Source organism: Saccharopolyspora rosea (assembly GCF_025643595.1).
GTDB lineage: Bacteria > Actinomycetota > Actinomycetes > Mycobacteriales > Pseudonocardiaceae > Saccharopolyspora > Saccharopolyspora rosea.
On record NZ_CP102826.1, the window covers coordinates 5,706,643 to 5,724,858 of the forward strand.

Below are 18,216 nucleotides of genomic sequence, written 5' to 3' on the forward strand. Positions count from 1 at the left end.
GAACGCTCAGCGGCCCGGGGCCATGACGTGCTCGTCGACGAGGTCGGCGAAGTCGACCCGGTCGGCGCCGTCCACCACGACCCACGGAGACCACCAGTTCTCCGCGGCGAGCTGCGCGTACACCTCACCGCAGCGCTGTTGCAGCGCCGAGTCGGATTCGAAGTTGTCCCGGCCGCGGTCCACTTCGGTCCGTTCCCGGTGCTCGGCGCGCCGCGCCGCGACGTCGACCGGAACGCGCAGCAGGATCTGCAGATCCGGCCGAGGCAGGGCGAAACGCTCGATCTCCAGCTCGCGCACCCAGGCGACGAAGTCGCCGTGGGCGTCCTGGTGCAGGCGCGCGGCACCGTAGGCGGCGTTCGACGCGACGTAGCGGTCCAGCAGGACGATGTCGTACGACCGCAGGTCGGCGCGCAACGGCTCGGCGGCCGCGCGGCGGTCGAGCGCATTCAGCACGGCCACGCCGTGGACCGACTCGCCGAGGTCACCGTGCCGACCGCGCAACGCCTCGCCGACGAGCTCGGCGTGGATGTCGTCGGCGTAGCGCGGGAAGGCGGTCCTGGCCACGGAGTGTCCGCGAGCTGCCAGTTCGGCCGTGAGCCCGTCGGCGAGCGTCCGCTTCCCGGCCCCGTCCAGTCCCTCGATCACGATGAGTCGCCCCACGTCGACGACGGTAGCCGAGCCCCCGCCACACCTCGGGGCCGACTCCCGGCTGCCGCCTGGCGCTCCGTGCACGGGTACGAACTGTGCGGAATCGAAGACACGGGCCACCTCGCCCGATCACAATCGGACCGAGAGCCCTCGCCAATGCGCCGATCTCCGGTGGAGAATCACCACCGGCCACGAAGATCAACCCGCAGGAGGAGCAGTGCAGGCACCCGGGCGCGACACCCGCGTGGTCGAGCTGCGGGTGCACGGCATCCTCGGCACCACCGGCAACGCACTCACCGATTCCGTGGCATCCGTGGACGTCGCCGGTGACGGCGTCGGACGGATCGTGCGCCCAGCAGACCGACTGCGCAGACCCGTCGAAGGCCCCAACCTGCCAGCCGGTGACGGCTCGGTGCCCCGCGTCGTCGAGGGCTACGTGTGGGGCGGCATGACGTCCGGCGGGCTGGCGAAGGCGTCGTGGGCGCTGCTGTTCCCGTTCGCCCTGGCCAACGTCGCGCACTGGATGCTGCCGCCCGTCCGCCCCGGAGACCGCGTCGGCGGCCTGATCTCGGGGGTGTTGCGGGCGGTGATGCGGTTGTCGGCGCTGCTGCTGACGATGCTGTTCGTCGCCCAGCTCACCGTGATCGGTCTCGACCTGGTGGCCGCGCAGTGCCTGAGCCCGGGTGCGCAATGCCTGACCTTCGTCCCGGACGCGGTGCGCCATCTCGACGTGGTGCGTTCGGCGATCACCCTCCTCCCCGTTGGTCTCGCGGTGCTGCTGATGTACCGGATCTCCGGTGTGTCGTGGCGCGTGTCGGCAGGTGCCCGCGAGGCCGCGCAGGAGTCCGGCCGGGCCCCGATGCTTCCGGGCGCCAATGTGGTCGCCGACCCGGACACCCCGGCACTCCGGGCGATGCACATCACCGCAGCACTGTCCACTGTGGCCCTTCTGGTGCTGGGTGGACCGCTTACCCCCTCCCTCGATCCGCGGTGGCTGGCCGCCGCCGCGCTGCTCGTCATCGCACTCGTCGGCACTGTTGCCATCGACGATCCCGCCAACCTCTACTCCACCGAGGAGGGTCGACGCGGACGAGTCGCCCTCGGTCGTCCCCAGCGCCGCACGCTGATGACCGTCGCCGCGCTCGTGTTCACCTCCGTCGCCCTGATGCCCGGTTCGCTCGACCACCCGCTGGACGGCTCCGGGAGCACGATCGACCTGATCACGGTCGGCCTGATCACCTGCTGCCTCGTGGTGGCCGTGCTGCTGGTCCCCGCCGCGCTGCTCGCCAGGTCGGCGTGGGCTTCACTGCCCTCGCGGCTGCGCCCGTGGGCAGGCGGGTGGATGAGCGCACCGATGCTGATGATCGCGTGCATGCTCGGGAACGGCTTCGGCGCCGGATTCGCGCTGACCGTCCGCAAGGCGCTCGGTGATCCGGCTCTGCAGCTCCCCGCCGGGTACGACGACGTCACGGTCTTCTGGGGGATCGCGACCGTGCTGCTGCTCGTCGGCGGCGCCGGGATGGCCGTCTGGACGCTGGTCACGCGGCTGCGCGCTCCCAAGGGCGACGACATGATCCCCGCCGAGGTCTCCTTGCTGCACGCCGGTCGACAGACCGACCAGCGGGCCGCGGCCAACGCGTGGAAGTGGGCGGATCTGCAACGCCGCTACTCGCACCACGTCCTCCTCCTCATCGCCGGGGTGCTGGCGTTCAGCACCGTGCTGACGCTCGTCTCCCGCCTGGTCGGCATGCCCGCCGACGCGCTCTGGCCCGACTGGCTCGTCGCGCTCGGCGTCGGCGCCCTGGCAACCCTGGCGGGCGGGCTGCTCCGCGTCGTGTACATCGCGGCCCGGCAGCGGACCGCTGCCCGCTACCTCGGCGTGCTGTCCGATCTGTCGCTGTTCTGGCCGCGCGAGGCGCATCCGGTCGTGCCGCCGTGCTACGCGCTGAAGGTCATCCCCGAACTCGCGGCCCGGGCCAAGGACCACCTCAGCGACCCGAACACCCGCGTCGTGCTCGTCGGGCACAGCCAGGGCAGCCTGCTGGCCGCGGTGGCCACCGCACGCCTGCTGGAGACGCTGCCCGAGGAAGACCGCGAACGCGTCGGGCTGGTGACCGCGGGCTCCCAACTCCAGTGGGCCTACCCGCGCGCCTTCCCCGCCGTGGTCCCGCACCGGTCGCTGCGGGACCTCGCCGGCTCGCTCGGCGGCCGCTGGCGGTCGCTGTGCCGGGGCACCGACCCGCTGGGCGGCGCGGTCACCACCTGGAACCGCCAGGTCTACGACGGCATGCTCATCGGCGTCGGGCTGCGCCCGGACGGTTCCGAAGGGCCGCTGCCCGCGGCGACCCGTGGCCCGACCGGCGCGTTGGTGCTCGGCGGCGACCACTGGCTCCCGGACCCGCAGCGCGGACCGTTTTCCTCCCGGCGTTGGGCGCCCGGCGTGATGGCGCACACCGACTACACCGGCGACCCGGAGTGGGACCGCGCGGTGGCGATGGCAGCCGGCCTGGAGACCCCGGTGCGCTGCGCAGCGCTCCCGCTCCAGTCCAAGACCCCGACTCCGACGAGCGCACCGGTCCAGCAGCCCAGGCAGAAGTCCCCGGACGGCCCGCGCCTGCACGCTCAGGGCGGCGACGGCGGATCCCTCTCGGACTCGGTCGAGGAACTCGCCCAGCAGACCGAGGACCGGACCGAGGCACCCGCGGACGACGAGCCCACCCAGCGGACACCGGACGCGGCCGAGTCCACCGAGTCCTCACCAGGAGCCGCGCCGCAGGACACCGACACGCGCACCGGTCCCGCCGTACCGCCGGAGATCACCGAACCCCGTGGCCGCACGGCGCCGTGGGAACGCGGTATGGCGCTGCGCCTTTCGGAGAACTGACCGGAGCCCGGCCCTCGGCGGGCTCCGCGGATCGATGCTGCGGATGTGTGCTGAGTCATGCCACCGATGATCCCCGCGCCACCAGCGCAGATCATCACTCGACCAGGCGAACTCGTGTTCGAATCAGCGCCCGGAGAAAAGGCGGCGCCGCCCGATCACCGGACGACGCCGCCTGGAACCGCTCCTCGGATCACTCCGACGACGAAGTCGATCCCCTCTCCTCGACGGGGGGAACGTCGGCGAGCTCACCGCGGCCGAGACGCGAGTGCGAACGCCCGTACAGGAAGTAGATCACCATCCCGGCGAGCATCCAGACCACGAAACGCACCCAGGTCAGCGCGGTGAGGTTCAGCATCAGCCAGACGCACGCGAGGATCGCCAGGATCGGCACCACCGGGACCAGCGGCGCCCGGAAACCGCGCGGCAGGTCGGGACGGCTCCGCCGGAGGATGATCACGCCGCCGGAGACGAGGACGAAGGCGAACAGCGTGCCGACGTTGACCATCTCCTCCAGCTTGTCCGCCGGGAAGAAGCCTGCCGCCACCACGACGACGGCACCGACCAGCACGGTCGCGCGCACCGGGGTGCCGCGGTTCGGGTCGGTCTTGGCCAGCGAGCGGCTCACCAGGCCGTCGCGGGACATGGCGAACAGGATCCGGATCTGGCCCAGCAGCATGACCATGACCACGGTGATCAGACCGACCAGCGCGCCCACGGAGATGATCGTCGCCGCCCAGTTCGCACCGTTGAGCTCGAACGCGGTGGCCAGCGTGGCGCGGGTGCCGTTCTTGGTGGTCAGGTCGCTGTACTTCGCCATGCCGGTGACCACCAGGGCGACCGCGACGTAGAGCACCGTGACGATCGCCAGCGAGCCGAAGATGCCCCGCGGGGTGTCCTTCTGCGGGTTCCGCGTCTCCTCGGCCGTGGTGGCGACCACGTCGAAGCCGATGAAGGCGAAGAACACCAGCGACGCGCCGGCCAGCAGGCCGAAGATGCCGTAGGTGCTGGTCTGCCCGCCGAGGATGAGGGACAGCAGGGACTGCTCAAGGCCCGAGCCGGCGCTGTCGGACGCGGCCTTGGCCGGCGGGATGAAGGGGCTGTAGTTGGCCGGGTGGATGTAGGCGATGCCCGCCACGATCACCAGCAGGACCACGGCCACCTTGATGGTGGTGATGACCAGGCTGACCCGGGCGGACAGCTTGGTGCCCAGCGCGAGCAGGGTGGTCAGCACCACGATGAGCAGCACGGCGCCCCAGTCGAACTGCACCGGGCCCAGGTTCAGCTCCGTGCTCACGTCCAGCCCGATCAGGCCGAACACCTGTTGCAGGTAGGTCGACCAGCCCTTGCCGACCGCCGCGGCGGCCACCGCGAACTCCAGCACCAGGTCCCAGCCGATGATCCAGGCGATGAACTCGCCGAACGTGGCGTAGGAGTAGGTGTAGGCGCTGCCCGCGACCGGAACGGTGGAGGCGAACTCGGCGTAGCACAGCGCGGCGAAGCCGCACGCGATCGCGGCGAGCACGAACGCCACCGACACCGAGGGGCCGGACAGGTCACCGGCCGTCCTGGCGGCCAGCGTGAAGATGCCGGCGCCGATGACCACGGAGACACCGAAGACGATGAGGTCCTTGGCGCCGAGGTTTTTGCGAAGTTTGGTGTCCGGCTCGTCGGTCTCCAATATCGATTGCTCGACCGACTTCGTCCGCCACAGCCCAGTGCCTGGCACTGTCGCCCTCCCTCATTCACTCAAACGGTGGGTCGCACCTTAACCCGGCAGTGTTGCAAGCGGCACGCTCGGTTCTGGGACGGCGAAGCAATTCGTTAACGCGTTGTGACTCGGCACTCACCCGCGTGATCAGCGGGTCACGGCGCGGGTGCGCTCCAGGTCGGGCTCCAGGTAGATCAGCCGCGCGGCCGGCACCTGCGCCCGCACCCGGGCCTCGGCCGCGTCGATCTCGGCAGCCACGTCCGCGACCGACAGCGAGGGGGACAGGCCGATCTTGGCGGCGACCAGCAGTTCGTCCGGTCCGAGGTACTGCGTCCGGATGTGGATCACCGTCTCGACCCGGCCCCCGCACAGCTCACCAATGATCTCGTCGAGCACCTCCCGGGTCGCGCCCTCGCCGATGAGCAGGCTCTTGGTCTCGACGATCAGCACGATCGCGATCGCACCGAGCAGGGCACCGATGCACACCGTGCCGACGCCGTCCCACACCGGGTCGCCGGTGAGCAGTGTGAGCCCCACACCGCCGAGCGCGAGCACGAGGCCCACCAGAGCGCCGGTGTCCTCCAGCAGCACGACCGGCAGTTCCGGCGCCTTGGCCTGGCGCACGTAGCGCCACCAGCTCAACTCACCCTTGAGCTGCGCCGACTCCTTGATCGCGGTGCGGAAGCTGTAGCCCTCCAGCGCGATCGCGACGACGAGGATGGCCACCGCGGCGACGACGTTGTGCAGCGGCTCCGGATGCTGGATCTTGTGGATCCCCTCGTACAGGGCGAACACCGATCCCAGGCTGAACAGCAGCAACGCCACCACGAACGAGTAGAAGAACCGGTCCCGCCCGTACCCGAACGGGTGCTCGGCGGTGGGCTTGCGCCGCGACGTCTTCCGCCCGAGCAGCAACAACCCCTGGTTGGAGGTGTCGGCGAGGGAGTGCACGGACTCCGCGAGCATGGACGACGAACCGGTGAACAGGAACCCGACGAACTTCGCCAGCGCGATACCCGCGTTCGCGGCCAGCGCCGCGATGATGGCCTTGGCCCCGCCTGCTGCTGACACTGTGTCTCCCCGAATCGGCACTGGGCGGCCGGCGGCACGCCGACCGCGTGATTTCGGGAGGCAATCTACCCGGAGTCCGGTGTGCGGGTGCTTGCTCGGGCGAGGTCGGTCAGAGCGCGCCGGACGCGGCGTGGAACACCTGGGCGCTGCCGCTGTCGTCCAGTTCGTGGGAACGGATCTCCACCGCCGGGTCGCCCGCGGCCAGCCACACCGACTGCCCGCGGGGCAGCACCAGCTCTGCGGGCAGCGAGCCGTTGCCGGCGGTGCTGGTCAGCCGCACGCTGCCCTTGGTGCACAGGAGTATCTGCGGCCCCCCGGAGTCCAGCCGGACGGCTCCCCGCTCGGCCGGATTCCAGTCCATTCTGGACAGCACGAACTCCTCGGCCGGGGCGTGGTAGACGGTGCGGTTGGCGTCGAGCGACTCCCCCTTGAGCACCCGCATGTCGCCGCACCCGAAGTCCAGCACCCGCAGCAGTTCCGGCACGTCGACGTGCTTGGGCGTCAGGCCGCAGCGGAGGATGTTGTCGGAGTTCGCCAGGATTTCCACCGCCGTACCGTTCAGGTACGCGTGCAGGTTCCCGGCGGGCAGGAAGATCGCCTCCCCCGGCTGCAGCACGAGGCGGTTGAGCAGCAGGCTGGCCAACACCCCGGCGTCGTTGGGGTACGCCTCGCCCAGTTCCAGCACGGTCCGGCACTCCAGCGCGAACTCGCCGCGGCAACGGACGTGCGCCACGCACGCTTCGAGCAGCTCCGGCATCACGTCGCGCAGGTAGTGCTCCGGCAACGTGATCCACGTCGTGAACAGCGCGCGCAGCCCGCTGGCATCGGGTTGCGCGGCGAGCAGATCCCGATGCGCGCGCAGGCTCGGCACGTCGAGGACGTCGAGCAATCGCACGGTGCGCTGCGCGTCGCGGAAACCGGCGAGCGCGTGGAATTCGGTGAGCGCGCAGACGAGTTCGGGCTTCGCGGTCGGGTCCGGGTAGTTGCGGTTCGGCGCGTTGCGCGCGATGCCGGCCTCTTCCTCCCTGGCGAAGCCCTCGGCCGCCTGCTCGGCTGACGGGTGCGCCTGCAGGCTCAACGGCTCGTCCGCGGCCAGGACCTTGAGCAGGAACGGCAGCCGACCACCCCACCTGCGCACGCAGGCCGAGCCGAGGTGGTGTTCCGGGTCGGCTTCCAGCAGCGCGAGCAGGGACAGCTCCGTGCCGTCCGGCCGGACCACCCGGGAGGGGTCACCGGGGTGCGCACCCATCCACAGCTCGGCCTCGGGGTGGGGCGTCGGGACCGGGCGGCCGAGCAGGTCCGCGATCGCGGTGCGCGAGCCCCACGCGTAGGGGCGCACCGCGTTTCGCAGTAGCTCCACTGTCTTTCTCGCTTCCTCGTCTCGCCTGCTCGTCCACCCGCGCACGGGGATTCCAGCACAGCACACCGCGACGCCTCGACGGGTCGCATCGCCGGACGTCCCGGAGGTTCCCCTCAGTGCATGGCCAGGGCGGGCCAGCCCGGCCCGTTGAGGGTTCCGGCCGCCAGGCCCAGGTAGACCGCGGCCAGGTCGAAGCGGGCGGCCAGCACCGCCGAGCGCAGCACTGCGTCGTCGCGCACCGACTCGCCGGGCGTGATGAGGTCGGCTCCCGGCAGGTCGCGCGTCGCGGCGCGCTCGTGCGCTTCGCTCGCGGCGTCGTAGCGGGCGCTGACCAGGAAGACCCGGAGCAGCGCCCCGACGGCCTCGTCGGGATCGGCGAACAGATCGGCTTCGGAACCGAGCGCGGCCGCCGCGCGGTGCAGCGCGCGGCGCGTCACTGCCTGCTGGTACGCGCTGACGTCGCAGGGCACGCCGGCGTGGCAGCCCAGTGCGTAGGCGCCGTGCTCGGCCACCGCCGTGGCGACCGGGTCGAGGCCCCACAGCAGCGGGGACCGGTCGGCCAGTCGCAGCGCGAGCGTCTTCGCCGGGTTGACCAGCGGTTCGTGGTTCGGGTGGGCCCGCTCGGCCTCGTGGTCGAGTTCGTCGGCCAGCGCCTCGGTGTCCGCGCGCACCAGTCCCAGCGCATTCACCACGTTCAGCCCGGCGGCGAAGACGTGGGCGAACGACAGCTCCGGCGGCACGGGGATCCGCGGTGGCAGCAGCCTCGCGCGACCCGCGCCCGCGGCGGCGACCGGACCGTCGTCCGCCATCGGCAGCACCACGGTCGCGCCGCGGCGGCACGCCACCGAGACGGACTCGGCGAGCGCTTGGTCACCGCCGTCGTCGCTGTGCGCGAACACCACGTCCAGCGCACCGACCCAGGCCGGCGCCGCGTCGCTGATCACCACCGGGACCGGGCAGCGGGGTCCGGCCAGCGCCGCCAGCAGTCGGCAGACCCCGAGCGCGATCCCTGGCCTGGCGATCAGCACCAGCGCCCGGGGGCGGCCTTCGGCGAGGTCGTCCAGCCCGACCTCGGTCGCGGTTTCGGTCGCCGCGCGCACCTGGGCACCGGCGAGTGCGGCGTGGCGCAGCAGACCCCGGTTGTCCACGTCGGCAAGCCGAGCCGGGTCGTCGAACAGGCTGTCGTCCAGCACCAGCGTCACCCCTTCCCGGATCCACCGGGGACGGGCCCGCCCACCGCCTCCTCCAGCAGCAGCACCGGAATGCCGTCCCGGATCGGGAAGCCGCGGCCGCAGGAGGTGCAGGTCAGGTAGTCGGCCTGCGGATCATCTGCCGATCCGGGGCGCAGCGCGGCGTGCTGCGGGCACGGGCAGGCCAGGATCTCCAGCAACTGCGGTTCCAGGTCAACGGCCACATCGTCCTCCCAAGGTCGCCCCGGGCCGGGGCTCGCGTTCCGGCCGTCCGGTCGACGTCGATGGTCAGCCGCGGACGACCGCGAGCACCTCGTCGCGCAGTGCGGTCATGGCGGCTGTGTCCCTCGCTTCCACGTTGAGCCGGAGCAGCGGCTCGGTGTTGGACGGGCGCAAATTGAACCAGGAACCGTCCGACAACTCCACGGTAAGCCCGTCGAGTTCGTCGATACGAGCGCCATTGCGGTCACGGAACGCGTCCGCGACGGCCCGCATCCGGGCCTGCTGGTCGTCGACGGTGGAGTTGATCTCGCCGGAGGCGGCGTACCGGGTGTACTCGGCCATCAGCTCGGACAGCGGCCGGTCCTGCCCACCCAGCGCGGCCAGCGCGTGCAGCGCGGCGAGCATCCCGGAGTCGGCGCGCCAGAAGTCGCGGAAGTAGTAGTGCGCGGAGTGCTCGCCGCCGAAGATGGCGCCGGTCTCGGCCATGGTCTGCTTGATGAACGAGTGGCCGACGCGGGTGCGGACCGGGTTGCCGCCGTGCTCGGCGATGATCTCGGGAACGGCCCGGGACGTGATCAGGTTGTGGATGATCGTGGCGCCGGGTTCCTTGGCCAGCTCGCGGACCGCGACGAGCGCGGTGATCGCGCTGGGCGCCACCGGGTCGGCGTTCTCGTCGACGACGAAGCAGCGGTCGGCGTCGCCGTCGAAGGCCAGCCCGGCGTCGGCGCCGACCTCGCGGACCTTGGCCTGCAGGTCGACCAGGTTGGCCGGGTCCAGCGGGTTGGCCTCGTGGTTCGGGAAGGTGCCGTCCAGCTCGAAGTACATCGGGACGACTTCGACGGGCAGCCCCTCGAACACGGTGGGCACGGTGTGCCCGCCCATCCCGTTGCCCGCGTCGACGACGATCTTCAGCGGCCGGATCCCGCGCAGGTCCACCAGCCCGCGGAGGAACTCGGCGTAGTCGGCGACCATGTTCCGCTCGGTGACCGACCCCTTGGCGCCGAGGAATTCGGGCACGCCGTGGGTGACCAGCTCCTGGATCTCCGACAGGCCGCTGTCCTGGCCGACCGGCGCGGCGCCGGAGCGGCAGAGCTTGATGCCGTTGTAGCGGGCGGGGTTGTGGCTGGCGGTGAACATCGCCCCGGGCAGGTCGAGGTGCCCGGACGCGAAGTACAGCATGTCGGTGCTGGCCAGGCCGATGTTGACCACGTCGATGCCCTGGCCGGTCACGCCCTCGGCGAACGCCGCCGCCAGGCCGGGCGAGGACTCCCGCATGTCGTGCCCGACGACGATCGCCGGGCCGCCGACCAGCCGGGTGAACGCGGCACCGAATTCGCGCACGACCTCCGCGTCGAGCTCGTCACCCACCACTCCCCGGATGTCGTACGCCTTGACGATCCCGGTCAGGTCCCGCACGCTGCCACACTCCCCACTATCGGCCAGCCACGACGTGATCCGAGCCTACCGGCGATCGGGACCGGAATGGCGACTGCTGGACGCTCGCGAGCTGTTCGTCACGGTGCTCACTCGTCCACGGGGTCGGGCAGCGCACGCAGGTGGCCCCGCCGGATGCCGCCGGTTGGGACGTCCGGCGGATCGACGGGCCGGTCGGCCCGACCCGCCTCGCGGACGGCCTCGGCGAGCGCGGTCAGGTCGTCGTCCGACGGCTCCGGCACCGCGAACTCGCCCTCGTGCCGCACGACCTCCCAGCCCTTCGGCGCGGTCAGCCGCAGCGCGTGCGCCTCGCACAGGTCGTAGCTGTGCGGTTCCGCGTACGTGGCCAGCGGACCGACCACCGCGGTGGAGTCCGCATAGGCATAAGTGAGCGTGGCGACTGCCGGGTTGGTACACCCGGTCCGCGAGCAACGCCTCACGCTCCGCACGACAGGCACGATAGCGCCCTCGGTCCGCGGCGTGCCGCAGGCACGCGGAATCGCCGAGCTCGGACACGGCGAACACCGGGCGGCGGCTTGCCACGACCAGGGGGCCGAAGGCGTACCCTCACCCCGTGGTGACCGCACGTGGATCTCGGCGCCGAAGCCGCTCGCGGCGGGATCGGCGCGGCCGTGGCCTGCGAGGACCGCTGTACCCCTCGTCGGTGCCGGTGGCCCGCAGCCGTTCGCAGCGGTTCGACGCGCTGGTGCTGGAGGCCCTGGAGCCGATCGAGCAGCGCTGGCACGCGGAGCTGACCGAGCTCGACGTCGCGGTGGACGAGGTCCCCGAGATCAACACCACCTCTCCGGAGAAGGTGGTGTGGGACGACGACGTGGTCGTCGACGCCAACGTGCCGCTGGCCCGGCTGGTGCCGGCCGGGGTCGACCGGCGCGGGCTGCCGACCCGCGCCCGCATCGTGCTCTACCGCCGCCCCCTGGAGGCGCGCGCCCGCGACGGCACGGACATGGCCGACCTGCTCCACGACGTCCTGGTCGAACAGGTCGCCACCTACCTGGGGTTGGACCCCGACGTCATCGAGGGCCAGTGACCGCCCGCGTCACCCCGCGCGGGTCCGCTTGCGCCGCCTGCGCAGTTCGGGGAGGGCGGCCACGGCGGTGAACAGGATCGCCGCGGCCTGGAGGATCAGCAGCGCGGTGCGGGGGACCTCGGTGTAGTCGACCTCGACCTCGGCCGCGCGGGCGGGCAACGGCACCGCCACCTGGTGGCCCCAGGCGGTGGCCAGCGGGAACTCCCGGCCGTCGACGACGGCCCGCCAGCCGGGTTCGTTCTCCGCGCCGAGCAGCAGGGTGCGGCCGAGCCCGCCTTCGGACACCCGGAACGCGACGTGCGGCGGGCGGCCCTCGACCGGCAGCGGCCGCGCCTCCGGTGCGGGCGCGGCCTCGGTGCGGGCGTGCCGCGCGAGGTCCGGGCCCAGCAGCTTGACCGGGCTGCTGGGCAGTTCGAGGTGCAGCAGCGGCGTGCCGTCGGCGAGTCCGCCCCGGTCGGTGACGAGGCCGCCGGCCAGGTCGCGGATGCGCGCGGCGTCGGGGGTCGCGACGAACTCCGCTCCCCTGGCCGCCGCCGAGGCGATCGCGGAACGGACGCGCCCGGCGTCACCGGACCGCAGGTCGGCCCGCACGCCGTTCAGCCAGTCGACCGCGGTGGGCACCGGCACGAGGTCGTCGTCGCCGAAGCGCGGGTGCCCGGGTTCGAGGAGCCGGGCGGGTGCCGTCCCGGTCGGGAGCACGAGCACCGTTCCCGGCAGCGCGGCACCGCCCCCGGCGCGCAGCGGCCCGACCGCCCCGGCCCACGCGGCCCCGGAAGCCAGCAGCACCAGACCGGTGACCAGCACCGGAACGAGCGCGCGGACCGGAACTCGCGGTGCGCCCGCCGACAGGACGACCCAGACGCACCCGGCCGCCGCGAGCACGAGCGGCGCACCGGCCCAGCCCGGGGTCGGCGCGCCCCCGCCGATCGGGGTGGTCGACGCCGAACCGACGACCGCGGCCAGCGCCCACCCGACGGCCGCGACCACGACACCCGGCACCATCCGCCGCGACGGCGCCAGCACCAGCGCGGTGACGGCGGCGAGCACCACCACCGCTCCGGACCAACCGGCCGGTGTCCCGTCCGGGCTGAGCGCCAGCAGCCACGGACCCGCCGGGGGTTCGGCGACCTGGGCACCCGGTCCGCGCAGCAGGATCGCCGGATCCCGGAACAGGACGGTCGGCCACGGCAGCAGGCAGGCCACGGACAGCAGGACCACGGCCGCCACCCCGGCGGCGCGCCTGCGTTCCGCCGCGCCCGGTGTCGCGACGTAGCCGATCAGCGCCAGCACGAGCACCGCCAGGTGCAGCAGGGGGCTGAACGCTCCGAGCACGGCCGCGCCGAGCGAGGTGAGGCACGCGCTTCCCAACCACTGCCCGGTTTTCGGCTCGGTGAGGCCGAGCACTGACGCGATGCCGGCGAGCACCGGCGGCACCAGGACGTGCGCGACGACCACGTCGAGCCGCCCCTGCGCCGCGGACGACGCGGCGACCGGGAGCAACCCGTAGGCCACCGCGCCCACCGCGCGCCACCGCCGGGCGACCGGGAGTCGCCGCGTCGCCGCGTAGGCCGTCAACCCCGCCAGCGGCATGTCGAACAGCAGCAGGGCGGCGACGACCACCGAAGGCCCGCCGAGAACACTGCCCAGCAGGGCGAGCACGAGCAGTGCCGGTGACGCGGGAGCTCCGGTGCCCCCGTCGACCGGGTGCCAGGCGGACAGGTAGTCCCGCCAGGTCGTCGCCAGATCGCCCACCGGCAGCAGCCGACCGCCGTGCAGCACCCCGCCGAACCGCGGCTCCGCCGCGAGCGCTCCGTTGGTCACCAGGGCCACCACGACCAGGGCCACGGCCACCGCGGCGGGGGCGATCAGCGCCCTCGCACCGGGCCGGCGCGGTGGCGCGGACGCGGGGTCCGCGGCACCGCGGGGAACCGGTGACGGTTTCGCGGCCGTGCGGTCGGCGACCTCTTCGGACTCCTCGCAGCGCGGGGGAACCTCGCGCTCCGCGGCCGAATCCTCTTCCCGTGCACCGTGTTCCACGCCCCGCACGGTAGTGCAAGGGTGGGGTGCGGAAGAACGCTCAGCCGACGATCAGACCGCGCGGCGCTTGAGCTTGCGACGCTCCCTTTCGGACAGCCCGCCCCAAATGCCGAAGCGTTCGTCGTGCTCCAGCGCGTATTCCAAGCACTCGGCACGAACCTCGCATCCCGCGCAGATGCGTTTCGCCTCGCGGGTCGAGCCGCCCTTCTCCGGGAAGAACGCCTCCGGATCGGTCTGCGCGCACAGCGCGCGTTCCTGCCATTCCTGTTCTTCCTCGTCGAGCTCGAACAGACCGGCCAGGACGTCGAGTTCGGCGAGCTGAGCGTCCCCCCGCTCCATCAACCGGCCCTCTGTCGTCTCCCACATTCGGCCTTCCCCCGATTTCTCCCAATTCCCGCGGGCCCTCCCCAGGGCCACGAACAGGACGCACTCCTCGTCGCGGATTTCGGCGTCCCCGCTCATCACGCGGGGACCCGCTGGTCCGACGGCGGTCGCCGCCTCGCCGACCACTCGCTCCGCCCGCCCTCTCACCGACCGGCGGAGCCCCGGTCGACCGATTTCCCGGTCGGGTCTCCCGACACCCGACCGGCCGCCGCGCGTCCGCCCACGCGGCGGACAGTCCTTTCAGCGGAGAATGACACTGCTGTGATTACACCCGTGTAGCTCCTTGCGGTCAAGCGGGAACCTTCCGTAGGGGGATGAACCCAGGACCCCTGCCCAGCGTCACCGGATGAGCACTTTCGGCGCACGGGCGGATACTCCGGAAGGCGCATCAGTCCCTTTCATGATCAATGGATACCACCGGATGGTCACCTCCGCCGCCCGAGAACGGGGACACTGGTGAGGTGATGAGTTCTTCGGTGCGAATTAGCCCCCTGTTCCTCGGGCTGGTCGGCGCGACCGCGCTCGGCGGTGTGCTGGCCTGCACGAGCAGCCATGCCGCGCAGATCGGCGGCGTGGTGCTGATCGTGCTGGGCGGCTGGGCGACATCGTTGTGCCTGCACGAGTTCGGCCACGCGATCACCGCGTACCGGGGCGGGGACCGGGCGGTGCGCGCGAAGGGCTACCTGTCGCTGGATCCCCGGCACTACACGGATCCGGTGCTGAGCATCGTGCTACCGCTGATCTTCGTCGCCATCGGCGGGATCCCGCTGCCCGGCGGAGCGGTGTGGATCAACCACCACGCGCTGCGCGACCGGCGGGTCGAGTCGATGGTGTCGCTGGCCGGGCCGGGCACCAACCTCGTGCTCGGGTTGCTGCTGACCGGCGCGGTGGCGACCGCGCCGATGCCGGTGGCCCTGGCGGCCGGGCTGTCCTACCTCGCCTTCCTCCAGGTCATCGCGTTCGTGCTGAACATCCTGCCGATCCCCGGGCTGGACGGGTACGGCGCGCTCGAACCGTGGCTGTCGGGTCCGGCGCGGGAGTTCGGCGAGAAGGCGCGGCCGTGGGCGCCGCTGGTGCTGTTCCTGCTGCTGCTCGGCGTTCCGGTGGTGGGGACCGTCTTCTTCCGGCTGGCGTTCCTGGTCTACGGGCTCGTGGGCGGCGACCCGATGTTGGCGATGACCGGGTCGGCGTTGTTCAGGTTCTGGGAGTGACGCAGGTTCTCGGTCCCGACGGCGGCACGCCGTGCGAGGATCGGGGCTGTGAAGGTCGTAGTTCTGGTCGGCGGAGTCGGCGGCGCGCGGTTCCTGCTCGGCGTCAAGGCCGCTCTCGGGCTGCCCGCGGTCGGCGAGCCGGAGCAGCCCGCGGGGCACGAGATCAGCGCGGTGGTCAACGTCGGTGACGACGTGTGGATGCACGGCCTGCGGGTCTGCCCCGACCTCGACACCTGCATGTACACGCTCGGCGACGGCATCGACTCGGCGAAGGGCTGGGGTCGCGTCGACGAGACCTGGTCGGTCCGGGAGGAACTGGCCGCCTACGGAGCGGAGCCGACGTGGTTCGGGCTCGGCGACCGGGACATCGCCACGCACCTGGTGCGCTCCCGGATGCTGCGCGCGGGCTACTCGCTGTCCGAGGTCACCGAGGCGTTGTGCGACCGGTGGAAGCCCGGTGTGCGGCTGCTGCCGGTGACCGACGACCGCGTCGAGACGCACGTCGCCATCGAGGACCCGGACGAGCAGCGGCCGCGCGCGGTGCACTTCCAGGAGTGGTGGGTGCGGCACCGCGCCGAGCCCGCGGCGCGGGCGATCGTGCCGGTCGGTGCCGAGGAGGCCACGCCCGCGCCCGCCGCGCTGGACGCGGTCGCCCGGGCCGACGTGGTGCTGCTCGCCCCGTCGAACCCGGTGGTCAGCATCGGAACGCTGTTGGCGGTGCCGGGTTTCCGCGCCGCGCTCCGGGAGACGTCGGCACCGGTGGTGGGGGTGTCGCCGATCATCGGCGGCAAGCCGTTGCGCGGCATGGCCGACGCCTGCCTGGCGGCGATCGGGGTCGACACGACCGCCGAGGCGGTCGGTCGGCACTACGGCTCCCGTTCGCGCGACGCCGAGGGGATCCTGGACGGCTGGCTGGTGCACACCGGCGACGACGCGGACGTCCCCGGCGTGGACGTGCGCGCCGTCCCGCTGCTGATGTCCGATGTGGACGCCACCGCGGCGATGGTGCGGGCGGCGTTCGACCTGGCCGGGCTCGGAGAGGTGACGCGATGAGGGACCACGCCGCCACCGCAGGACTGCGGCTGGTCGCCGTCACCGGCCTGCCGGAGTTCGGGCCCGGTGACGACCTGGCCGCGGCCGTGGCCGCCGCCGCGCCGTGGCTCAGCGACGGCGACGTCGTGGTGATCACCAGCAAGGTGGTCTCCAAGGTCGAGGGCCGGATGCTGTCGACGCCGACCGACCCGGAGGAGCGGGACCGGCTGCGCCGCGAAGCGGTGCTCGCCGAGGCCACCGACGTGCTGGCGCGCCGCGACCGGTTCCTGATCACCCGCAACCGGCTGGGCGTGGTCCAGGCGGCGTCCGGTGTGGACGCCTCCAACGTGGCCCGGGACCAGATCGCGCTGCTGCCCGAGGACCCGGACGCCTCGGCGCGGCGGCTGCGCGACGGGCTCGCGGAGCGGCTGGGCGTGCGGGTCGCCGTCGTGGTGACCGACACCATGGGCCGCACCTGGCGGGTCGGGCAGACCGACGTGGCGATCGGGTCGGCGGGCCTGGGCGTGCTGCACCGCTACGCGGGCAGCACCGACTCGCAGGGCAACGAGCTCGCGGTCACCGAGGTCGCGGTGGCCGACGAGGTCGCCGCCGCGGCCGACCTGGTCAAGGGCAAGCTCGGCGGCGTGCCGGTGGCGGTGCTGCGCGGTCTGACCACCGAGGACGACGGCTCGACGGCGCGGGACCTGGTGCGCCCGGTGGAGGAGGACCTGTTCCGGCTGGGCACCGCCGAGGCGTTGGCGCAGGGCCGCCGGGAGGCGGTGCTGATGCGCCGCTCGGTGCGCTCCTTCGGCGCCGAGCCGGTGGACCCGGAGGCGGTGCGCCGCGCGGTCGGCGCCGCGCTGACGGCACCCGCGCCGCACCACACCCGCCCGGTCCGGTTCGTGTGGCTGCGCGACCGTCCACTGCGGACGAAGCTGCTGGACGCGATGCGCACGGCGTGGCTGGACGACCTGCGCGCCGACGGCCGTTCCGAGCAGGCGGCGCAGCGGCGCGCGGACCGCGGGAAGCTGCTCTACTCGGCGCCCGAGATCGTGCTGCCGTTCCTGCTGCGCGACGGCGCGCACGACTACCCCGACGAGCGCCGCGCGGGTGCGGAGCGCGACATGTTCACCGTCGCGGGCGGCGCGGCGGTGCAGGGGTTGTTGGTGGCGCTGGCGGCCGAGGACCTCGGGTCGTGCTGGGTGTCGTCGACGCTGTTCTGCCCGGACGTGGTCCGCGCGGCGCTGGACCTGCCCGCCGAGTGGGAACCGCTGGGCGCGGTCGCCGTCGGACATCCCGCCGAGCCCGTCGACGGCCCCCGACCGCCCCGCGAGCTCGACGACGGACTGGTGGAACTGTGAGCGGACCGCATTCCGACGTGGTGCGCCTGCTCGGCGAGTGGCGCCCCGACGACCCCCAGCAGGAGGCGCTGCGGCACGCGTTCCTGGCGCTGGTGGACGCCCGCGAGGACGCGTGCCTGCGCGCGTGCGAACCCGGGCACGTGACCGCTTCGGCGCTGGTGGTCGACCCGAGCGGCGAGCGGGTGCTGTTGACGTTGCACCCGCGCGTCGGGCTGTGGTTGCAGCTCGGCGGTCACTGCGAACCGCAGGACACCTCGCTGGCCGGGGCGGCGCTGCGGGAGGCCGTCGAGGAGTCCGGTGTGGACGGTCTGCGGGTGGAGCCGGAGCCGGTGCACTTGGACGTCCACCCGATCACCTGCTCGCTGGGGCGCCCGACGCGCCACTTCGACGTGCGCTTCCTGGTCCGCGCCCCGGAAGGCGCCGAGCCGCGGCGCAGCGACGAGTCCCTGGACCTGCGCTGGTGGCCGGTGGACGCGCTCCCCGCGGAGACCGACGTGCACGCCCTGGTCACCGCGGCCCGGCGGCGGCTGTAGCCGCCACTGGAGCACCGTCGGCCGCGCGGCCGGCGGTGATCTCGTCGCCTGCCGCCGGTCCGCGCAGGACGTGCAGCACTTCGACCGGGAGTT

At 72.7% G+C, this 18,216-nt stretch carries 16 protein-coding genes; 6 read left to right on the forward strand and 10 right to left on the reverse strand.

Going from position 1 to position 18,216, the window contains the following annotated elements; genetic code table 11:
- Positions 1-6: 6 nt before the first annotated feature.
- Positions 7-660, reverse strand: a complete 654-nt coding sequence (locus tag NV263_RS26455; RefSeq protein ID WP_263249361.1) for a dTMP kinase — start codon at positions 658-660, stop codon at positions 7-9.
- Between the two features lie 205 nt (positions 661-865).
- Here NV263_RS26455 and NV263_RS26460 point away from each other — a divergent pair, with 205 nt between their 5' ends.
- A complete protein-coding gene (locus tag NV263_RS26460; RefSeq protein WP_263249362.1) occupies positions 866-3,532 on the forward strand; it encodes a hypothetical protein in 2,667 nt (888 codons plus the stop codon).
- 190 nt (positions 3,533-3,722) lie between these two features.
- On the opposite strand, the gene NV263_RS26465 is transcribed toward NV263_RS26460, so the two are convergent.
- From NV263_RS26465 to NV263_RS26495, 7 genes are all read right to left on the reverse strand, one after another.
- Entirely contained in the window at positions 3,723-5,258 is a 1,536-nt protein-coding gene (locus tag NV263_RS26465; RefSeq protein ID WP_263249363.1) for an amino acid permease, read from the reverse strand.
- A 129-nt stretch (positions 5,259-5,387) separates the two neighbouring features.
- A complete protein-coding gene (locus NV263_RS26470; protein WP_263249364.1) occupies positions 5,388-6,311 on the reverse strand; it encodes a cation diffusion facilitator family transporter in 924 nt (307 codons plus the stop codon).
- 109 nt (positions 6,312-6,420) lie between these two features.
- Entirely contained in the window at positions 6,421-7,671 is a 1,251-nt protein-coding gene (manA, locus tag NV263_RS26475; RefSeq protein WP_263249365.1) for a mannose-6-phosphate isomerase, class I, read from the reverse strand.
- 113 nt (positions 7,672-7,784) lie between these two features.
- Entirely contained in the window at positions 7,785-8,864 is a 1,080-nt protein-coding gene (locus NV263_RS26480; protein ID WP_263254377.1) for an SIS domain-containing protein, read from the reverse strand.
- Positions 8,865-8,869: 5 nt separating this feature from the next.
- Positions 8,870-9,085: a Trm112 family protein gene (locus NV263_RS26485; protein WP_263249366.1), complete on the reverse strand. Its 216-nt coding sequence runs from the start codon at positions 9,083-9,085 to the stop codon at positions 8,870-8,872.
- Between the two features lie 64 nt (positions 9,086-9,149).
- Complete coding sequence (locus NV263_RS26490) at positions 9,150-10,499, reverse strand: phosphomannomutase/phosphoglucomutase (protein ID WP_263249367.1); 1,350 nt, start codon at positions 10,497-10,499, stop codon at positions 9,150-9,152.
- Between the two features lie 107 nt (positions 10,500-10,606).
- Positions 10,607-10,966 (reverse strand): DUF3499 domain-containing protein, encoded by a 360-nt coding sequence (locus tag NV263_RS26495; RefSeq protein ID WP_263249369.1) that lies wholly within the window; start codon positions 10,964-10,966, stop codon positions 10,607-10,609.
- 125 nt (positions 10,967-11,091) lie between these two features.
- Here NV263_RS26495 and NV263_RS26500 point away from each other — a divergent pair, with 125 nt between their 5' ends.
- On the forward strand, positions 11,092-11,565 hold the full coding sequence (locus NV263_RS26500) for a metallopeptidase family protein (protein WP_263249370.1): 474 nt from the start codon (positions 11,092-11,094) through the stop codon (positions 11,563-11,565).
- 9 nt (positions 11,566-11,574) lie between these two features.
- Here NV263_RS26500 and NV263_RS26505 read toward each other — a convergent pair whose 3' ends face one another.
- A complete protein-coding gene (locus NV263_RS26505; protein WP_263249372.1) occupies positions 11,575-13,602 on the reverse strand; it encodes a hypothetical protein in 2,028 nt (675 codons plus the stop codon).
- A gap of 51 nt (positions 13,603-13,653) precedes the next feature.
- The gene (locus NV263_RS26510; protein WP_380760215.1) at positions 13,654-13,941 is read right to left on the reverse strand and encodes a WhiB family transcriptional regulator; all 288 of its coding nucleotides are present in this window, start codon (positions 13,939-13,941) and stop codon (positions 13,654-13,656) included.
- A 509-nt stretch (positions 13,942-14,450) separates the two neighbouring features.
- Between NV263_RS26510 and NV263_RS26515 the strand changes: the two genes are divergently transcribed.
- Genes NV263_RS26515 through NV263_RS26530 form a run of 4 tightly spaced genes read left to right on the forward strand, consistent with a single transcriptional unit; the run spans position 14,451 to position 18,123 of the window.
- Entirely contained in the window at positions 14,451-15,197 is a 747-nt protein-coding gene (locus NV263_RS26515; RefSeq protein ID WP_380760197.1) for a site-2 protease family protein, read from the forward strand.
- A gap of 48 nt (positions 15,198-15,245) precedes the next feature.
- Positions 15,246-16,250, forward strand: a complete 1,005-nt coding sequence (gene cofD, locus NV263_RS26520; RefSeq protein WP_263249375.1) for a 2-phospho-L-lactate transferase — start codon at positions 15,246-15,248, stop codon at positions 16,248-16,250.
- Positions 16,247-17,590, forward strand: coding sequence for a coenzyme F420-0:L-glutamate ligase (locus tag NV263_RS26525; protein WP_263249377.1), 1,344 nt, complete (start codon positions 16,247-16,249; stop codon positions 17,588-17,590). Before cofD ends, NV263_RS26525 begins: the two co-directional genes overlap by 4 nt.
- A complete protein-coding gene (locus NV263_RS26530) occupies positions 17,587-18,123 on the forward strand; it encodes an NUDIX hydrolase (RefSeq protein ID WP_263249378.1) in 537 nt (178 codons plus the stop codon). Before NV263_RS26525 ends, NV263_RS26530 begins: the two co-directional genes overlap by 4 nt.
- Positions 18,124-18,216: the final 93 nt, after the last annotated feature.

Bases quoted from the DNA above. Each gene is read 5' to 3' on its own strand.
- NV263_RS26510 (WP_380760215.1), bottom strand. From the start codon at position 13,941: ATGGAGCGGGGGGACGCTCAGCTCGCCGAACTCGACGTCCTGGCCGGT.
- NV263_RS26515 (WP_380760197.1), top strand. From the start codon at position 14,451: ATGAGTTCTTCGGTGCGAATTAGCCCCCTGTTCCTCGGGCTGGTCGGC.
- NV263_RS26525 (WP_263249377.1), top strand. From the start codon at position 16,247: ATGAGGGACCACGCCGCCACCGCAGGACTGCGGCTGGTCGCCGTCACC.